Origin of the sequence: Bullifex sp., assembly GCF_034103065.1 — a bacterium.
Classification (GTDB): domain Bacteria; phylum Spirochaetota; class Spirochaetia; order Sphaerochaetales; family Sphaerochaetaceae; genus Bullifex.
Map to the genome: position 1 here is coordinate 1 of NZ_JAXEGN010000039.1, position 15,937 is coordinate 15,937.

The following is a 15,937-nucleotide window of genomic DNA, read 5'->3' on the forward strand; positions in this document are numbered from 1 at the left end:
AAGTAAAAATATAGATAGAAATATTATTAAAGCTTTCTTCAATTCTCACTGCTCCTACATTTATCACAAACACACTGGATTACTTGATCAGAGTCAATTTTTAATCCACTCTTTTCCATCGCCTTCTCAATTTCATGACTAGCTTCACTATCAAGATGTATAAAACGCCCACACTTAATACAAGCAGCATGTATATGCTCATGGCAGCATTGAGGACTATAGATATAAAATTTAATTCTATTTTCAGCAAAGCTTTGAATAATACTTTCTTCTTCTAATGTTTTAAGCAATCTAAAGACTGTGCTCTTTCCAATTTCTTTGAGGTTATTTGCAATCTCGGTTGCACTCATGGGGTCTTTTTGAGTCTTTAAATACTCTATTAATTGAGTTTTTTGTTTAGTGTTATACATCAATATGATTGAATTAATCTCAAATTAACCATTTAGTCAACACACTTTTTGAACTTTATGTTAAAGTAAATTCTATGAACACAGAAACTATTAAATTAATTGAATCAAGAAAGAGTTGTAGAGCTTTTAAGCAAGAAGAGATTTCAAAAGAGGTTTTAGATAAACTTAAAGAGTTAACACTGAGAGCTCCTTCTGCAGGGAATATGGAGTTATATTCTATTATTGAAATAACTGATAAAGATATTAAAAATGAACTTGCTGATATCTGTGATGGACAGAAGATGATTGCAAATGCACCAATTGTGTGGATTTTCCTTGCAGATAATAATAAGTGGGAGAAGTTCTTTAAATACTCAAAGTCAGATGAAAAGTTTGCTAAACCTTTGAGAGCTACAGGACTTGGTGACATGCATCTGTGTATGCAGGATGCAATTATTGCTAGCCAAAATGCGGTAGTTGCAGCAGAAGCCCTTGGCCTTGGATCTTGTTTTATCGGGGATATCATTGAAAACTATGAAAGACTTCAAAAACTTTTAAATCTTCCTTCTCATGCTATCCCTGCAGCAATGCTTATTATGGGTTATCCATTAAGTGAGAAAAAAAGTGAAGTAACAACACCTCGTCCTGATACTTCATCTTCTATATTTATGGAAAATGGTTATAAAGATTTAACCTCTGATGATATATATTCTCAGTATGAAAAACACTTAGAGTACTTTGCATCAAAACATCTTCTTCCAATTGAAGATGCTTCTGTTGCAGATTATTACTACAACAGAAAATATACATCATCATTTATGGAAGAGATGAATAGAAGTGCTAAAACCTTTATTGATCGTTGGATTAACGAGCAATAGAAATTGCACGGTCAGGATAGTTTGTTATTACACTATCGATATTCCAATTATTACAAACTTCTATATCGTTTGTTTCATTAACAGTCCATACATTAAGCCCTACTTTGTTATCAAGGTAGGACTTAACTATTTCTGTAGTTAAGTCATTAAAATCTGGATGGAAATAATCGATTCCTAAAGAATTAACTATGAATGCTTGGTTATAGAGCTTCATTCCTGAAAATAGTAATCCTGTTTTACTAGTGCTTCCAAGTTGCTTCATCCTTACTATTGAAAGCCAATTGAAGGATGAATAAATAATATTATTCTCAAGGTCGTATTTTCTTACTAGTTCAAGAGTCTTTTCTTCAATCTCAGGATAATAAACAGGTGCTGTTTTTAACTCAATATTAGTAATTCTATCTCTATGACTAGCCATAAAAGAAAGATACTCATCTAAAGAAGGAATTGGAGTAAACCCAAATTCATCATTCTTTGTTTTTCCCGCAGAAATCTTCTCAAGCTCTGCTCTTGTGTAATCTGAAATTACGCCATCAAGTCCAGCTGTTCTTTTTAATGCTTCATCATGCATTATCATTACATGTCCATCCTTTGAAAGATGAACATCTAGTTCTATTCCATCAGCACCAATTTCAATAGCTTTTTCAAAAGCTAACATTGTATTTTCTGGATATAATCCGGAAAAACCTCTATGAGCAATTACTTTCATATAAAACCTCAATTCATGAAGAAATCTAAGATATCTAGTGCTGCATTATTATTTTTTCTATATAGCTCAGTGTAACCACAATCAGCACAAGATACTGTGATAAACTTTTTATTTTGTACATCGAACAGCTTGGAAAAATTTCCACCAGTTGTTTGAATCGTATCAGAAACATAGTGTGTACACCCACATTTAGGGCAAACATATTGTCTTTTTTCCATAGTACTTAAAAACTCCTTATTAATATTATATTACTTTTATTGACGAGGTGAACATAATCTCTCATATTTAAACTTATGAATAAATTTCAAAAGTTTGTGGATGATTTATTTAAAGATAGAGCAGGAGCTGATGAGCTATCACTTTTTCTTTCAGTCTTAGGACTAGTATGCATAGTGGGAGCAGGTGCCTTTTCATATCCCTATGTTGAAGTTGTATTAACAATTCTTGGAGTTTGCTTCCTTGCACTAAGTGTCTTTAGAATTTTTTCTAAAGATAAAAGTAAAAGATACAAGGAAAACTATAAGTTTAAGACCTTATTCTCTGCAGACCCAAAGAAAAAAGCAGCAAAAGAAGCTGAGAAAGCTAAAAAGAAAGCACTCAAAGAAAAGCTTAAAACACATGAAATGTTTTACTGTCCAAAGTGTAAAGCTTCATGCTTTGTACCAAAAGGGAAAGGAAAGGTCCGTATTACATGTCCTAAATGTGGAGAAAAGTTTATAGGAAAAACTTGATATGTTCGGTTACGTAGTTATTAATAGAAAAGAGCTTTCAAAAGAAGAACTTAATAAATATAAATCATATTACTGCGGTCTATGTAATGGACTTGAAGAAAAATATGGTAAGAAAGGAATGTCATTACTTTCATATGATATGACATTCTTATATCTTTTGCTATCTGACCTTTATAATACTAACGATAAAGAAAATGAAAAAAGATGTGCTGTACACCCAATTGGAAAGCACAAATACACTGTAAATGAACTAACTGAATATGTTAGTGACATGCAAGTTCTTTTATCTTATTTTTCATTAAAGGATAATCTACTCGATGGAGACTCAAATAGAGATGAGCAAAAGCTTTTAAAGCTTGAAAGCTATATTTCTGTGTTAAAGGTTAAGTATAAGCGTCAATATGAATGTCTTTCAGATAACCTACAAAAGATTATTGCACTTGAGAAAGTAGGAGAAAATAATATAGTTACACTTTCTTCTCTATCAGGAGATATGATTAAAGAGATATTTGCTCCTAAGGAAGATGTATTTTATAAGAAGTTAACAGAAATAGGTAAATCTTTAGGAAGTTTTATCTATATTATGGATAGTTATGATGATCTTAAAAAGGATATCAAACATGGTAGCTTTAATCCTCTCAAAGATATTTCTAACCAAGAAGACTTTGATAAAGTGGTAAAAGAGCTACTTGAAATTCCATTGTCCCAAGCTGCAAATAGCTTGGAAAGATTACCTCTTGATGATAATCTTTCGATATTACGAAATATCATATACAGTGGTGTATGGAGCAGGTTTGAGGTACTAAATAGAAAGAAATGAATGATCCTTACAGCGTATTAGGTGTTAGCCCAACTGCAAGTGAAGAAGAGATTAAAAAGGCTTATAAGAAGCTTGCAAAACAATATCATCCAGATGTAACAGGTAACTCTCCTGAAGCAGCTAAAAAGATGCAGGATATTAATGCTGCATATGATGAGATTATGAATAAAAAGAATAACTATAATCCTTTTGAATCTACATCAACTTATAATAGTACTGCTACTGAAGAACCTCTTGTATATCAAGCTGCACAAAACTACATCAGATATCATAGATTCAGAGAGGCTTTAAATGCGCTTTCTCAGATTACTATCAATGAAAGAAATGCTAAGTGGTACTATTTAAGTGCTATTTGTCATGCTAATTTAGGAAATGCAACTGAAGCAACTCTTAATGCAAGAAAAGCATGTTCAATGGATCCTCAAAATAGTGAATACAAGAATTTATTAAACTATCTTGAAACAGGTAGAAGTACTTATCAACAAACAAATAGAAGTTATGGAAATGTATATACAGGAGGTCTTGGATCATTCTGTTTATCTCTAATAATGATGCGTTTTTGTTGTTTCTTCTGTTGTTAAAAAGAAACAACAAAACCCAAATTATAAATATGGAGACATTACCCTCTTAACTAGAGTAGATAAATAAATAGGTGCTTCATCAAGAGTAATTTTTGATTTACCAAGCAAAATATCAAGATATGTATCAGCAAGGCCATTAATTACAAAGTTAATTGCTAAATACATTTCATTTGTAGGAAAGCCTTGGCTATTTAAAAAGGATGCGCCAGAAAAGAAATTTACTAGGCTTTCTTTCCAAGAGGATACAAATCCTTTTCCACCATCAATCACAACAAGCATTTTATAGTACTCTAAATCCTTTTTTAAAAACTCAGAAATCTCTTTTAAAGTCTTTTCACATTCATTAAAAAAGTTTTTATAGTCCATAGATTCAAAGATAGTTTTTACTTCACTAATTGCATCACTTTGAATCTTCTCTAAAACCTCAGTAGTACTTCTATAGTGGGCATAGAAGGTTCCTCTATTGATATCCGCACGATTAACAATGTCAGTTATTGTAATTTTCTCAAATGGTTTTTCTGTCATTAATGACAAAAGTGCATTTCTGATTAAATTTTTAGATCTAATAGAGGATCTATATTCGTTTTTCAATCTATCACCTCAAAATGTTTTAATGCATCATAGATACCACTTTTATCTACACTACCTGTGATAAAATCTGCAACGCTTTTTAAATCTTCACTTGCATTACCCATTGCAATTCCCAGTCCACTATCTCTTACAATTTCAATATCGTTTGCACCATCTCCAAATGCAATTGAATCTGATAAAGGAGCTTTATAGTACTCCATTATAGCATTCATACCAGTTGACTTAGATACCCCAGGTAAAACTATCTCTGCACAATCATCTAAAGGAACACCCATTGTATTATCAACAATATCAAAGATTCCTCTTAGCTCTTCTCTAACCTTTTTTACATCATGATCAGGTGTAATAAAAATCATCTTTGTAATATTAGGCATTACTTCTAATTTAGAAACTGTATAAAGATTATCTATTACAAGTAATCTACCATTACACCTCATAAACATATCAAAGAGAGTATCTCTCATTTGATTAGTCATATAAGAGCCTTTATCTGTTTGTGACAGTAATAGCCATCCTCTTTTATTAGCGAGCTCAAAGACCTTCTCTACTTGTTCAGCAGAGAAGAATCTTTCATAAATCCTATTAGAATCTGCAATTGCAATAGAACCTCCGGAGAATACTCCACCATCAAAAGGAAATACCTTTAATCTTGGGTCAAGTTCAGCAGGACTTCTTCCTGTACTTAGAAAAAGCTTATGCCCTTTTTCATGAGCAAGTTTTAGTGCAAGCTTTGTACTCTCTGTTGCATCCTCTCCAAATGGGAGTAAGGTTCCATCTACATCAAAAAACAGATATTTAATCACAGCTCTTTACATCTCCAACCATGCTCACGAATAGCATTTACAACTTGATCAATGTGTTCACGATCTCTTGTTTCAAGACCTAGGCGTAGAATACAGTGTTTAAGATCAATACTATCTGTTTTTCTATCATGCTCAACATTAAATACGTTAGCACCAAGATCTGCAACAAGATTAGATACTTGTGCAAGTTGCTTTGGCCTATCGAATACTTCAATTTCAAGTTCAACGAGACGAGACTGCATCATAAGACCACGTGTAATTACACGAGATAAAATTGTTACATCGATATTACCGCCACTGATTAGGCATACAGTCTTCTTACCTTTAATATCAATCTTTCCAGCGAGTAAAGCTGCAACTGGAGTTGCACCAGCACCTTCACTAACTAGCTTTTGTTGCTCCATCAAGGTAAGTATTGCAGATGCAATTTCATCATCTGTAACAGTTACAATTTCATCAACATATTTTTGACAATACTCGAAGGTCTTTTCACCAGGCATCTTTACTGCAATTCCATCAGCAAGAGATGCTGCATTCTTAAGGGCTTCCCTCTTTCCATGTTTTAATGCTTCATACATACTAGGAGCTCCAGCAGCCTGTACACCATATACCTTACAACTTGGCTTAAGTGACTTAATTGCATATGCAACACCACTGATAAGGCCACCACCACCAACTGGAACAACTACAGCATCAACGCTACTAAGCTGGTTTAATATTTCAAGACCAATAGTACCTTGTCCTGCTATTACATCATCATCATCAAATGGATGAATTAGAGTTCTACCTGTTTCTGCAGCAATTTGAAGAGCTCTTTCATAAGCATCATCATATACACCTGGTACAAGAACAACTTCAGCACCATAGCTTCTTGTTGCTTCAACTTTTGAAATTGGAGCACCTTCAGGGATACAAATTACAGCTGATAGTCCTGCTCTTTGAGCTGCTAAAGCAACACCTTGTGAATGGTTTCCTGCAGAACAAGCAACAACGCCCCTAGCCCTTTCTTCTTCTGAAAGACGAGCAATTTTATTGTAAGCTCCTCTTAACTTAAAGGAACCAGTTAGCTGAAGGTTCTCTGTCTTTAAATAAACCTCGTCATTTGGGAACATACGAGGTGCACGAATTAAGTCTGTATTTCTGGCAACATCCTTTAAAGCGAATGCTGCTTGATATAAAAGGTCTAGTGATAACATGGGTAAACATTATTCCAAAAGTATCGGAAAATCAACAGATGCAGATTATTTATAATACATGACAAAGATAGTAATAAAGAGTTATCATTTAACTATGAGCAGAGAAATATTTGCAAATTTTAATGATACATCAAGATCCTTCCATTCAAAGGAGGGAGTAACTAATTATTTTGACTCCTCAACAGGTCCTTATGAATACCTATTAGGAGCACTATCAGGTTGTTACTATTCTACACTTGTTGACCTTTTAAAAGGTAGAGTAACTTATGATAGCTGTGATATACATGTTGAAGGCGAGAAAAGGAGTGAAACCCCAACTACCCTTGAACATACAAAGATGACAATAAGTGTTAAAAATCCATCTTCTTTTGAGCTTTTCAAAGAAGCATGCATTGAAACTAGCAATTATTGTTCAATTTATCAGACAATAGCTAAAGTAAGCAAAATGGAGTTAGTAATTTGCCAGGTAGAATAACAAGGAAACTTGAGATTGCACTCTTCGATTCTTTCCGAAGTGCTATCGAAAGTACTTTTAAAAACTATCCTTATTTATTTGATGTTAAAAAGGCTAAAACAGCCTTCGCTCATCGTCTTGCAAGTGAATTTGATAAAATTACAGCAAATCAATATCTTGTAGATATTAATCTGCCTCTTGTAGTTGGGGCTTCTTCTATTCCTGAAATAATTATTAGAGAAAGAAATTTCTCTCCTGTAATGGCAATTTTTATTGAAGAAGATTATTTAAGTAATTTAAAGAAAGAAGAAGCATCTAAGCTACATGAAGAAACAGGAGCTTTTACTATTGCTCTCTCGCTTCTTCGAGAAAAAGATTATTTATTAGTCTACAGATTTGCTTCTACATTCACCGATTACCTTCATCTTTCAAAGCATGACTATAGTGAATCGCTATTAAAGCGTATGGAAGATGCAGGCCCAGATGAACAGTTATTATTAATTCCTAATAAAAGAAAAAGAAAGAAGAAGGTAGAAGAGATAGTTTGAAAAACAAACTATCTCTCTATGCTTAACTTAAAATTCCTTTTCCTGTTAATTTATCAACACCTCTTTTGAATGCATCCTCACAACCATTCCAAGGTTTATCTTTATTTTCACTCTTATATTTTTGGGTCATCCACCAAACATCCTTTTGAATCCTATCTAAGTTATTATCTAAAAGATTAGCTAATAGTTGAAGATAACTAGCTAAGTCACCTCCTGATAACTCTGCTTTTGCAGCATGGACTAAATCAAGAGTATGGTGAATACAAAAACCTTTACTATTTGCTAAAGCAGCTCTAAAGTCACTATCCTCTTTATATAAGACAGCAAAGGTTGCGGCATATCTATCTAGTCGCTTTTTCATGTAATCACAAACAAGGCACCCATCTTCTCTACTTTGAACAGCTTCTTCAAATTGAGCAAATAATTTTAATGCCTTTCGTGGATTTGATGTATTTTTAATTTGCTCAAATTTTGGTTTATATAGCTTTTTACTCTCTTCATAGTAGGTATCAAGAGATAGAGCTAAAGGTTGAGCTTTATTTAAGTCTGCAAGCATTTGCCAATGCTTATTACAATATCCTTTTTTATTTATTTCAACTCTAATCTCAGGAACCATTACTGCTGGTCCTAGATAATATTTTAATGCATCCTCTTCGGCTTTTTTCATTAAAGAGCAAATTGGACACTCTGTATCTTCTTTTAATGCATCCCATACAGGAATTGTTTCTAATACTTCTTTCATAGTAAAAAATGATAGCAGAGAAATTACTGCTATGGAGAAAAAAAAGATTAAAAAAAGCACCCATTTCTGAGTGCTTTTAAGTTATTTTCTCCTTACTGGAACCAATTCAATATAACCTCTTTCTCCGATTGGCTCAAGTTGAATCCTTGGCTCGTTATCATCAAAAGCATAGCCAAGAGTAGATGGATTATATTTTTCTATTGCTCTCTTTAGACTAGTTATTGCTTCTTCAAAATCCTCTTCTTTAAAAGGTTCACCTTGGAACATTAAATATGTTGTCTTTGGTAAAGTCATTAACTCAAAACCTTGAGAGATTACTCCAGAATAATTCACAGGAACTTCAGCACCTTGAATATATGAAGATGTTCCTTCTTTGATATATTGCTTTGTTAAGTATAAACATAGAGGTTCTTTATCTATACTTTTTAATATACCCCAAATATCACAACCTACTTCTTCGCAGTAAGAAAAATATTCATCTGCTTTAAGCCCTCTTTTGCAAAGAATTTTTCTTTCTGTTTTTTCAACAAGTGAAATAAAAACATTTTTACTTTCCATAATTTCTTTTTTCTCCTTTCTCTCTCGATATTTCACTCCATAAGGAATGAATAAAGGAATTGGAATAGGATTAATTGAATAAGATTTAGGGTTTATATCAAACTCGTCCTTAAAAGCTCTTTGAAAGCCATCTACACATCCAAAACCAAGATCCATGGATACCTTGGTTACACTTAAGCCTTCATCGCGAAGTTTTACAGCTGCTTGACTTAAACGAAGAGACCTAATGTACTTCGATACAGTCATATTAGTATGTTTTACAAATATTCTGTATGAGTACCATGGTGAGTAAAGCGCTACCTCAGAGAGCTCTTTTAGAGTGATATCTTCAGTAAGATGCTCCTTAATATAATCTTGCATCCTCTGTACTGCCTCTATCTCTCTATCCATTCTATTCCTCCTTACGAGAAAAAGATTACATAATATGGCTAATAATTAACTCGATGTTTTTTGCTCACTTTCAAGAATTAGTAATTTATTTTTTATCTCTATACCAGATCCAAAACCACCAATATTATTCTTTGCTAAAACACGATGGCATGGAATTACAATCATTATAGGATTGTTATGTAGTGCATTACCTACAGCCCTTGAAGCTTTAGGAGAATTAATATCTCTTGCAATATCAGCATATGTTACAGTTTGTCCATATGGAATTTTTCTACAAGATATAAGTACTTTTTGCTGGAATTGGGTTAAATTATGTAGGTCTAGAGGAAGGTCAAAGTCCTTCCTCAGACCTTTAAAGTATTCATCTAGCTCACTTTTTGCTCTTTCAAGGAGAGGTGTAGTTCCACTCTCCTCTCGTTTTTCTAATGTAATCTCTGTAATAAAATTATCATTAGCCGAGATAAATAATTGTCCAATAATTGAGCTAATACTAGTTGTCATTTTTTTGCTAAAGAAAGTGCCTTTGCAGCAATATTATCTGCAGTAAAACCAAAAGCTGATGCTAGGTATTTAAGGTTTCCTACTTCTCCAAAGCGTTCACCGACACAGATAAAATCCATTAAACATGGATAATTCTTTGCAAGTAATGAGGCAATACCTTCACCAACTCCACCAGCATAACGACCATTCTCGCAAACTAGAACCTTACCACACTTCTTTGCAACTTCAAGAATAGTCTCTTCATCCATTGGCTTGATACTAAGTAAGTCAATTACTGTCGCATTAACACCTTGCTCTTTTAGAATATCGTAGGCTTTTAAACTCTCAGTTACTAAATGTGCCCCAAGAGAAATAATTGCAACATCATCACCTTCTCTTAATACCTTTGCTTTTCCAAGTTTAATTTCTTCTCCATCACTATAGATAGAATTAATACCTTTTCTTGGAGTTCTAATGTATGAAGATGTTCCATTCTCATATACTGCTTTTGTGAGCATATAAAGAGAGTAATCGTCAGAAGGTTCAACAATAGCCATATTAGGAATTTGACGCATTAATGCAATATCCTCAAAAGGCATATGTGTTCCACCGTTGTACTGTGCAGTAATACCAGGATCAGAACCAATTACATGAACTGTTTGGTGTGTATAACCTACTGATAAAAATAGTTGGTCATATACACGACGAGAAGCAAAACAACCGAATGAGTGAACAAATGGAACCATTCCTGTACTAGCTAAACCAGCTGCTACACCCACCATATTAGCTTCTGCAATACCACAGTTAAAAAATCTTTCTGGGAATACTTTTTCAAAAGCAGTTGAGCCGATACATGATGATAAATCAGCATCTAAAAATACAACCTTATCATTTTCTTTAGCGATATCAATTATCGCATCCATCAAAACTTCTTTATAGTGAGATTTCTTTTCAAATGCCATCTTACACCTCCTCTCTTGCCTTAAGATCCTCAATTGCTTTTTCACACACTTCGGCAGAAATAGGCATTGAGTGGTTGGACTTTACTCCTTCACCAGGGATATATCCATGGCTCTTTTGAGTATTCATAATAACAAAGAATGGTTTACCCTTAGTTTCCTTTGCTTTATTTATTACATTGGCAATTTCATCAAAATCATGGCCGTTAATTGTTGCAACTTCAAAGCCAAAGCTCTTATAACGTTCTTCAAGATTATATTGAGGAATAATATCTTTAACATAGCCATCAAGTTGCTGACCATTATTATCTAAGAAAATCATTAAATTATCTAAACCCCAAGCACCTGCAGTTTCGAGAGCTTCATAAACCTGTCCTTCTTGAGCTTCTCCATCACCAATAACACAATAAGTTCTTGCATCTAACTTTTGTAGCTTTTGGCCAAGAGCAATACCTACTGCAGCAGAAATTCCTTGTCCAAGAGAACCTCCTGTGAAATCAATTCCTGGGGTTTTTGTCATATCACAGTGAGAAGGTAACTTTGTGCCACCCTGGTTAAGTGTTGAAAGCCACTCCTGTGGAAAATATCCTTTACTTTGAAGTGTTGCATATACAGCAGGGCCTGCATGACCTTTTGAACAAACAAATCTATCTCTAGATAATTTTTTAGGATCATTAGGATCAATGTTCATCTCTTCATAATAAAGATATGTTAATAAATCTATTATTGACATACTACCACCAATATGACCAGATCCAAATGCAGAAATTTCTCTAATTGTACTTTCTCTTAGAGCAAGAGCTGTCTTTTTTAGCTGCTTTTTCTTTTCTTCACTAAGCATAATAATCTCCTATCTCATAGCTGCGATAGCTAATAATCTATCGCCCGAAATATCATTTGTATTACTAAAGCATTTTGAGAGATATGTAAGTTTAGCACTTTGCTCTAAAACCTCCATACGGTCAAATGCTGATAATAAAGTCTTTCCTGTAGTTAATGCACCATGGTTTTCCAATAGAAGTGCAACATGGTCTTTTGCATAGGTGCTAACCTTTTCTGCAAGTTCTTTTGTACCCATTAATTCATAAGGGACCTTTATTACTTCATCTAATAAATAATAGGTTTCAGCAATTAAATGAGTATTAATTTTCTCATCTAAAGCAGAGAAAAGAGAAGCAAAATTAGGATGTGAGTGAACTACTGCTAGTGCATTTGTTTTTAGATATATTTGTCTATGCATTTCACTTTCAATACTAAGTTTAAAATTTGTTCCTATTTGCTCTCCGGTTTCAATATTAACCTGTGCAATATCATCATAAGTTAATGATGATTTATCTTTTCCAGATGGAGTAATTAACATTATTTCTCCACAGCGTGCTGATACATTTCCTCCAGTAGCTGTTGTTAATCCTCTTAAATAAAGACGTCCCATTGTTTTGGCAACTAATGCTTTTTCTTCTTGGTAATTCATAGCAAGTTAATATTATCACAAAAACAAGTATAAAAGAACAAGTCCATTTCAAAGGTGTAGAAACGAATTAACCTTTGATGTAGAATGACTTTCAAGCGCAGGAGATATTACAAATATGAGAATGTCTAATATGTTTTCAAGGACTTTGAGAGAAGCTCCTAATGGTGCAGATTGCAAAGGCTATGAATACTTGTTAAGAGCAGGTTATATACGTCAATTGGGTGCAGGAATTTTCTCACTTCTCCCTCTCGGATTTAAAGCTACAACTAAGATTGAGACAATTATCCGTGAAGAGATGGATAAAATTGGAGCACAAGAGATTTTAATGCCAGTTGTTAATACAGCTGATATTTGGAAAGAAACAGGTAGATACTACTCTATCGATAAAGAAATGAGCCGTTTTGAGGACCGTGCAGGCAGAGATATGGTACTTGCTATGACTCACGAAGAGGCTGTTACAGATCTTGCAAGAACTGAAATTGATTCATACAAGCGTCTTCCTTTATTAGTTTATCAAATTCAGACAAAGTGGCGTGATGACCCACGTCCTCGTGCAGGTTTGATTAGAGTAAGAGAGTTCACAATGAAGGACTCATACTCTTTCGATAAGGATCAAGAAGGCTTAGATAAAGTTTATAGAGACCACTACAAAGCATACTTCAGAATCTTCTCTCGTTGTGGTCTTCCTGCAATTGCTGTTGGTGCTGACTCAGGCATGATGGGTGGTAAGGTTTCACATGAATACATGTATCTTTCTCCTATTGGTGAAGATACAATTATCACATGTAAGCACTGTGGATATACAGCAAATAGACAAGTTGCAGCATTTAAGAAAGAATATTTCAAAGAAGAAGAAAAGCCTCTTGAAAAGATTGCTACTCCAAATGCGAAGACTATTGATGATTTAACTGCTTTATTAAACATTGAAGCTAGACAAACAGCAAAAGCTGTATTTATGGTTGGTACATTTATCAACGATAAAACTGGTGAAGAAAAAGATAAGCTTATCGTTGCTATCATCAGAGGAGACATGGATGTTGAAGAGAGTAAGCTTTCTAATGCTGCTAAAGCTAACTCAATTCGTCCAGCTCATGAAGAAGAAATTACAGCTTGTAAAATTGTTCCAGGGTTTGGCTCTCCAATAGGAGCAGAGGGAGACTTCATTACAATTATTGATGACTCTGTTGCTTATTCAAACAATCTTGTTGCAGGGGCAAATGAAGCAGGATACCACTATATCAATACAAACTTTGGTCGTGACTACAAAGGTATTGTTGCCGATATTGCAAGTGCTCGTGATGGTTATATCTGTCCAGAATGTGGCGAAAAACTCACAGCTAGCAAGGGTGTTGAAATTGGTAACATCTTCCAGCTTGGCACAAGATATTCTGCTGCAATGAATTGCTTCTATACAGCAGAAGATGGCTCTAAGAAACCAGTTATCATGGGTTCTTATGGAATTGGAGTTGGAAGACTTCTTGCTTGTCTTGCAGAAGAATACAACGATGAAAAGGGACTAAAGCTTCCTATCTCAGTTGCACCATATCAAGTACATTTAATCTCACTTGTTAAAGATACACAAATTGGTGAAGACCTCTATAAAGAGCTCCAGGATGCAGGTATTGATGTACTATACGATGATAGAAAGGAATCTGCTGGTGTTAAGTTTGCAGATGCTGATATCATTGGTGTTCCTATTAGAATTACTATTGGTAACCGATCTCTTAAGGAAGGTAAGGTTGAAGTTAAAATTCGAGAAACAGATGAAACAACATCATTCCTACTCTCTGACTTAGTTAACGAGGTTAAAGAGACAATTAATAAGCTTCAAAAAGAGATTGATGACAACATCGTAGAAAAAGAACTCAATTAATTATTTTTTTAGGAGCTAAGAAAACCTTAGCTCCTAACTTTTTATGGGCAACAACGTGAACACTCACTAAGCATTTTCATACCTGGATTTATTGCTTTAAAAACTCTTTGGATATTTAATTCTTCATCAAGCATAATTAAATCAGCTCTCAAGCCTTTCTTAATTTGACCTCTATCGTTTAATCCTAATACTCGAGCTGGATTTAAGCTTGCAGATATAAACAACTCCGGAATTGTTAATATATTTCGTTTAACAAGATTTTTACCAGTTTCACTTATTAAGCAAGCAGATCCTATTAACACATTATTATCAGTGTAGTAGCAAGCTTTTCCATCACTATAAATATCTTTTCCAAGGTATTTTCCATTTCCCTTCCCAAGCCCGCAAAAACTCATTCCATCGGAGATTAAACAGTGTCTGTTAGGCTTAATTGTAGTTAGAGTGAAATCTACTAAATCTTGATCAACATGGACTCCATCACAAATTAGTTCATAGGTAGCGGTTTTATCAATAAAAGGATAGAGAGCAAGCCCAGCTTTCTTATGGTCTAACCCTCTTTGAGCATTATATAGATGGGTTACATGATTTGAAGGATATTTCATTGCATCTTTAAAGCTAGCCATTGAATGGCCAAAAGATACTTTTACTTTATTTTGATTAAGTATTTGTATTATTTCATCAATTCCTTCAAGCTCAGGGGCAACTGTCATTACTTTAACTAGTGGTCTGCCATTAACCTTGTACGATAATATCTTTTCAAGATACTCTTTATCTGGATTACATATACTATCTAAAGGAAGCCCTCCTTTCTTTTCCACATTAATAAAAGGACCTTCAAAATATACGCCTGCAACGTATTCAGATAGTGTTGATAAATCTAGATGCCCCTTCATCCTTTCTAGGAAATTAATTGATGCGCATGAAGCTAAAGCAAAGGTAGTAATACCTTTACTTTCCAAAAAAGAAACCATAGCTGATAAATTATCTTTACTGATATTTAAATCTGAGCCAAAGCCTCCAGCACCATGTATGTGCATATCTATCATTCCAGGAGCTAGATACATTTCCTTTGCGTCAATTACATCACCTTGGACTTCTCCATTAATATCCATGATTATTCCATCAACCACATATAGAGAGGATTTTTCAATAATTTTATTACTTAAGACAATGTTAGCATTAATAATAGTATATTTATCCATATACCAATAATACCACAATATATCGTCGTAATTATCTCAAATAATTACGAAACCATATTCAATAAAAAAGGAGTAAAAGTCTTTAACAATTACTCCCTAATTTTTTTAAAGCTTATAGCCTAAACGTGAAGCGATAGATAAAAATTCATCTTTTGATAAACCTGAATTTTCAATTGCTAATTTAAGAGAGATATTTCCACTTATAATAAGAGAAGCTAAAGAATTTACACTACCTTCATTTCTTCCATTATCATAAGACTTAGCAGCATACTTTTCAGCATACTGTTGTACAGCATCACATACATGGTCTTCACCTTCTATTGTTGTTTTATAAGTCATTGTTGTCTCCTTAATTACAGTATCTTTCATTTTAAGATAATCATCTGATACTAGACTTTGCATTAGATTATCTAATTCTTCTCTTCCTTTGTTTTTAGCATTTACATAAATTATAAAACTACCATCATCAAGTGGCAACTTTGATTCCTCTTCTGTCCTTTTAAATTTATATAACTGCTTTCCTCTATCAAAGATATCCTCTTCCATTAGAAAGATTACTATC

General features: G+C 33.8%; 21 protein-coding genes. 7 read left to right on the forward strand and 14 right to left on the reverse strand.

Going from position 1 to position 15,937, the window contains the following annotated elements; translation table 11 throughout:
* Positions 1–38 precede the first annotated feature (38 nt).
* The gene (locus SOY52_RS01445; protein WP_320847206.1) at positions 39–410 is read right to left on the reverse strand and encodes a Fur family transcriptional regulator; all 372 of its coding nucleotides are present in this window, start codon (positions 408–410) and stop codon (positions 39–41) included.
* Between the two features lie 74 nt (positions 411–484).
* Between SOY52_RS01445 and SOY52_RS01450 the strand changes: the two genes are divergently transcribed.
* Positions 485–1,267, forward strand: coding sequence for a nitroreductase family protein (locus tag SOY52_RS01450; RefSeq protein WP_320847207.1), 783 nt, complete (start codon positions 485–487; stop codon positions 1,265–1,267).
* On the opposite strand, the gene SOY52_RS01455 is transcribed toward SOY52_RS01450, so the two are convergent.
* The gene (locus tag SOY52_RS01455; RefSeq protein ID WP_320847208.1) at positions 1,254–1,976 is read right to left on the reverse strand and encodes a glycerophosphodiester phosphodiesterase; all 723 of its coding nucleotides are present in this window, start codon (positions 1,974–1,976) and stop codon (positions 1,254–1,256) included. The two genes, SOY52_RS01450 and SOY52_RS01455, sit on opposite strands and share 14 nt — an antisense overlap.
* 8 nt (positions 1,977–1,984) lie before the next feature.
* On the reverse strand, positions 1,985–2,194 hold the full coding sequence (locus SOY52_RS01460; RefSeq protein WP_320847209.1) for a zinc ribbon domain-containing protein: 210 nt from the start codon (positions 2,192–2,194) through the stop codon (positions 1,985–1,987).
* Between the two features lie 75 nt (positions 2,195–2,269).
* On the opposite strand from SOY52_RS01460, the gene SOY52_RS01465 reads away from it, so the two are divergent.
* Genes SOY52_RS01465 through SOY52_RS01475 form a run of 3 tightly spaced genes read left to right on the forward strand, consistent with a single transcriptional unit; the run spans position 2,270 to position 4,108 of the window.
* Entirely contained in the window at positions 2,270–2,707 is a 438-nt protein-coding gene (locus SOY52_RS01465) for a hypothetical protein (RefSeq protein WP_320847210.1), read from the forward strand.
* Position 2,708: 1 nt separating this feature from the next.
* Positions 2,709–3,527, forward strand: a complete 819-nt coding sequence (locus SOY52_RS01470) for a DUF5685 family protein (RefSeq protein ID WP_320847211.1) — start codon at positions 2,709–2,711, stop codon at positions 3,525–3,527.
* Entirely contained in the window at positions 3,524–4,108 is a 585-nt protein-coding gene (locus SOY52_RS01475) for a J domain-containing protein (RefSeq protein WP_320847212.1), read from the forward strand. The genes SOY52_RS01470 and SOY52_RS01475 overlap by 4 nt, the downstream gene beginning before the upstream one ends.
* A 21-nt stretch (positions 4,109–4,129) precedes the next feature.
* On the opposite strand, the gene SOY52_RS01480 is transcribed toward SOY52_RS01475, so the two are convergent.
* The 3 genes from SOY52_RS01480 to ilvA are packed head-to-tail and all read right to left on the reverse strand — an operon-like array spanning position 4,130 to position 6,698.
* Positions 4,130–4,699 (reverse strand): TetR/AcrR family transcriptional regulator, encoded by a 570-nt coding sequence (locus tag SOY52_RS01480; protein WP_320847213.1) that lies wholly within the window; start codon positions 4,697–4,699, stop codon positions 4,130–4,132.
* A complete protein-coding gene (locus SOY52_RS01485) occupies positions 4,696–5,502 on the reverse strand; it encodes an HAD family hydrolase (RefSeq protein WP_320847214.1) in 807 nt (268 codons plus the stop codon). Before SOY52_RS01485 ends, SOY52_RS01480 begins: the two co-directional genes overlap by 4 nt.
* Complete coding sequence (gene ilvA / locus SOY52_RS01490) at positions 5,499–6,698, reverse strand: threonine ammonia-lyase (RefSeq protein ID WP_320847215.1); 1,200 nt, start codon at positions 6,696–6,698, stop codon at positions 5,499–5,501. The genes SOY52_RS01485 and ilvA overlap by 4 nt, the downstream gene beginning before the upstream one ends.
* Positions 6,699–6,756: 58 nt before the next feature.
* On the opposite strand from ilvA, the gene SOY52_RS01495 reads away from it, so the two are divergent.
* Together SOY52_RS01495 and SOY52_RS01500 are read left to right on the forward strand one after the other, a co-directional pair.
* Positions 6,757–7,173 carry an OsmC family protein gene (locus SOY52_RS01495; protein WP_320847216.1) on the forward strand — a complete coding sequence of 139 codons (417 nt, stop codon included), beginning with the start codon at positions 6,757–6,759 and terminating at the stop codon, positions 7,171–7,173.
* Positions 7,158–7,700: a hypothetical protein gene (locus SOY52_RS01500; RefSeq protein ID WP_320847217.1), complete on the forward strand. Its 543-nt coding sequence runs from the start codon at positions 7,158–7,160 to the stop codon at positions 7,698–7,700. Before SOY52_RS01495 ends, SOY52_RS01500 begins: the two co-directional genes overlap by 16 nt.
* A gap of 22 nt (positions 7,701–7,722) precedes the next feature.
* On the opposite strand, the gene SOY52_RS01505 is transcribed toward SOY52_RS01500, so the two are convergent.
* The 6 genes from SOY52_RS01505 to SOY52_RS01530 all read right to left on the reverse strand — a co-directional run bounded on the left by SOY52_RS01505 (position 7,723) and on the right by SOY52_RS01530 (position 12,300).
* On the reverse strand, positions 7,723–8,442 hold the full coding sequence (locus SOY52_RS01505; protein ID WP_320847218.1) for a DUF6062 family protein: 720 nt from the start codon (positions 8,440–8,442) through the stop codon (positions 7,723–7,725).
* 81 nt (positions 8,443–8,523) lie between these two features.
* Positions 8,524–9,390, reverse strand: a complete 867-nt coding sequence (locus SOY52_RS01510; protein ID WP_320847219.1) for an AraC family transcriptional regulator — start codon at positions 9,388–9,390, stop codon at positions 8,524–8,526.
* 45 nt (positions 9,391–9,435) lie between these two features.
* Positions 9,436–9,891, reverse strand: a complete 456-nt coding sequence (locus SOY52_RS01515) for a methylated-DNA--[protein]-cysteine S-methyltransferase (protein WP_276998857.1) — start codon at positions 9,889–9,891, stop codon at positions 9,436–9,438.
* A complete protein-coding gene (locus tag SOY52_RS01520; protein ID WP_320847220.1) occupies positions 9,888–10,832 on the reverse strand; it encodes a transketolase family protein in 945 nt (314 codons plus the stop codon). Before SOY52_RS01520 ends, SOY52_RS01515 begins: the two co-directional genes overlap by 4 nt.
* Position 10,833: 1 nt before the next feature.
* Positions 10,834–11,670: a transketolase gene (locus SOY52_RS01525; RefSeq protein ID WP_320847221.1), complete on the reverse strand. Its 837-nt coding sequence runs from the start codon at positions 11,668–11,670 to the stop codon at positions 10,834–10,836.
* A 9-nt stretch (positions 11,671–11,679) separates the two neighbouring features.
* Positions 11,680–12,300 carry a class II aldolase/adducin family protein gene (locus SOY52_RS01530; protein WP_320847222.1) on the reverse strand — a complete coding sequence of 207 codons (621 nt, stop codon included), beginning with the start codon at positions 12,298–12,300 and terminating at the stop codon, positions 11,680–11,682.
* Positions 12,301–12,415: 115 nt separating this feature from the next.
* Between SOY52_RS01530 and SOY52_RS01535 the strand changes: the two genes are divergently transcribed.
* Positions 12,416–14,173 carry a proline--tRNA ligase gene (locus SOY52_RS01535; RefSeq protein WP_320847223.1) on the forward strand — a complete coding sequence of 586 codons (1,758 nt, stop codon included), beginning with the start codon at positions 12,416–12,418 and terminating at the stop codon, positions 14,171–14,173.
* A gap of 41 nt (positions 14,174–14,214) precedes the next feature.
* Here SOY52_RS01535 and SOY52_RS01540 read toward each other — a convergent pair whose 3' ends face one another.
* Both SOY52_RS01540 and SOY52_RS01545 read right to left on the reverse strand, forming a co-directional pair.
* Positions 14,215–15,375 (reverse strand): N-acetylglucosamine-6-phosphate deacetylase, encoded by a 1,161-nt coding sequence (locus SOY52_RS01540; protein ID WP_320847224.1) that lies wholly within the window; start codon positions 15,373–15,375, stop codon positions 14,215–14,217.
* A 105-nt stretch (positions 15,376–15,480) separates the two neighbouring features.
* On the reverse strand, positions 15,481–15,937 hold a 457-nt coding region (locus tag SOY52_RS01545), incomplete at its 5' end, for a hypothetical protein (protein ID WP_320847225.1).

Excerpts from the sequence above, each read along its gene's own strand:
- SOY52_RS01470 (WP_320847211.1), top strand. The coding sequence starts at position 2,709 with ATGTTCGGTTACGTAGTTATTAATAGAAAAGAGCTTTCAAAAGAAGAA.
- SOY52_RS01460 (WP_320847209.1), bottom strand. The coding sequence starts at position 2,194 with ATGGAAAAAAGACAATATGTTTGCCCTAAATGTGGGTGTACACACTAT.
- SOY52_RS01510 (WP_320847219.1), bottom strand. The coding sequence starts at position 9,390 with ATGGATAGAGAGATAGAGGCAGTACAGAGGATGCAAGATTATATTAAG.
- SOY52_RS01525 (WP_320847221.1), bottom strand. The coding sequence starts at position 11,670 with ATGCTTAGTGAAGAAAAGAAAAAGCAGCTAAAAAAGACAGCTCTTGCT.
- SOY52_RS01465 (WP_320847210.1), top strand. The coding sequence starts at position 2,270 with ATGAATAAATTTCAAAAGTTTGTGGATGATTTATTTAAAGATAGAGCA.
- SOY52_RS01455 (WP_320847208.1), bottom strand. The coding sequence starts at position 1,976 with ATGAAAGTAATTGCTCATAGAGGTTTTTCCGGATTATATCCAGAAAAT.
- ilvA (WP_320847215.1), bottom strand. The coding sequence starts at position 6,698 with ATGTTATCACTAGACCTTTTATATCAAGCAGCATTCGCTTTAAAGGAT.
- SOY52_RS01515 (WP_276998857.1), bottom strand. The coding sequence starts at position 9,891 with ATGACAACTAGTATTAGCTCAATTATTGGACAATTATTTATCTCGGCT.
- SOY52_RS01475 (WP_320847212.1), top strand. The coding sequence starts at position 3,524 with ATGAATGATCCTTACAGCGTATTAGGTGTTAGCCCAACTGCAAGTGAA.
- SOY52_RS01495 (WP_320847216.1), top strand. The coding sequence starts at position 6,757 with ATGACAAAGATAGTAATAAAGAGTTATCATTTAACTATGAGCAGAGAA.
- SOY52_RS01450 (WP_320847207.1), top strand. The coding sequence starts at position 485 with ATGAACACAGAAACTATTAAATTAATTGAATCAAGAAAGAGTTGTAGA.
- SOY52_RS01505 (WP_320847218.1), bottom strand. The coding sequence starts at position 8,442 with ATGAAAGAAGTATTAGAAACAATTCCTGTATGGGATGCATTAAAAGAA.
- SOY52_RS01520 (WP_320847220.1), bottom strand. The coding sequence starts at position 10,832 with ATGGCATTTGAAAAGAAATCTCACTATAAAGAAGTTTTGATGGATGCG.
- SOY52_RS01530 (WP_320847222.1), bottom strand. The coding sequence starts at position 12,300 with ATGAATTACCAAGAAGAAAAAGCATTAGTTGCCAAAACAATGGGACGT.
- SOY52_RS01445 (WP_320847206.1), bottom strand. The coding sequence starts at position 410 with ATGTATAACACTAAACAAAAAACTCAATTAATAGAGTATTTAAAGACT.
- SOY52_RS01535 (WP_320847223.1), top strand. The coding sequence starts at position 12,416 with ATGAGAATGTCTAATATGTTTTCAAGGACTTTGAGAGAAGCTCCTAAT.
- SOY52_RS01540 (WP_320847224.1), bottom strand. The coding sequence starts at position 15,375 with ATGGATAAATATACTATTATTAATGCTAACATTGTCTTAAGTAATAAA.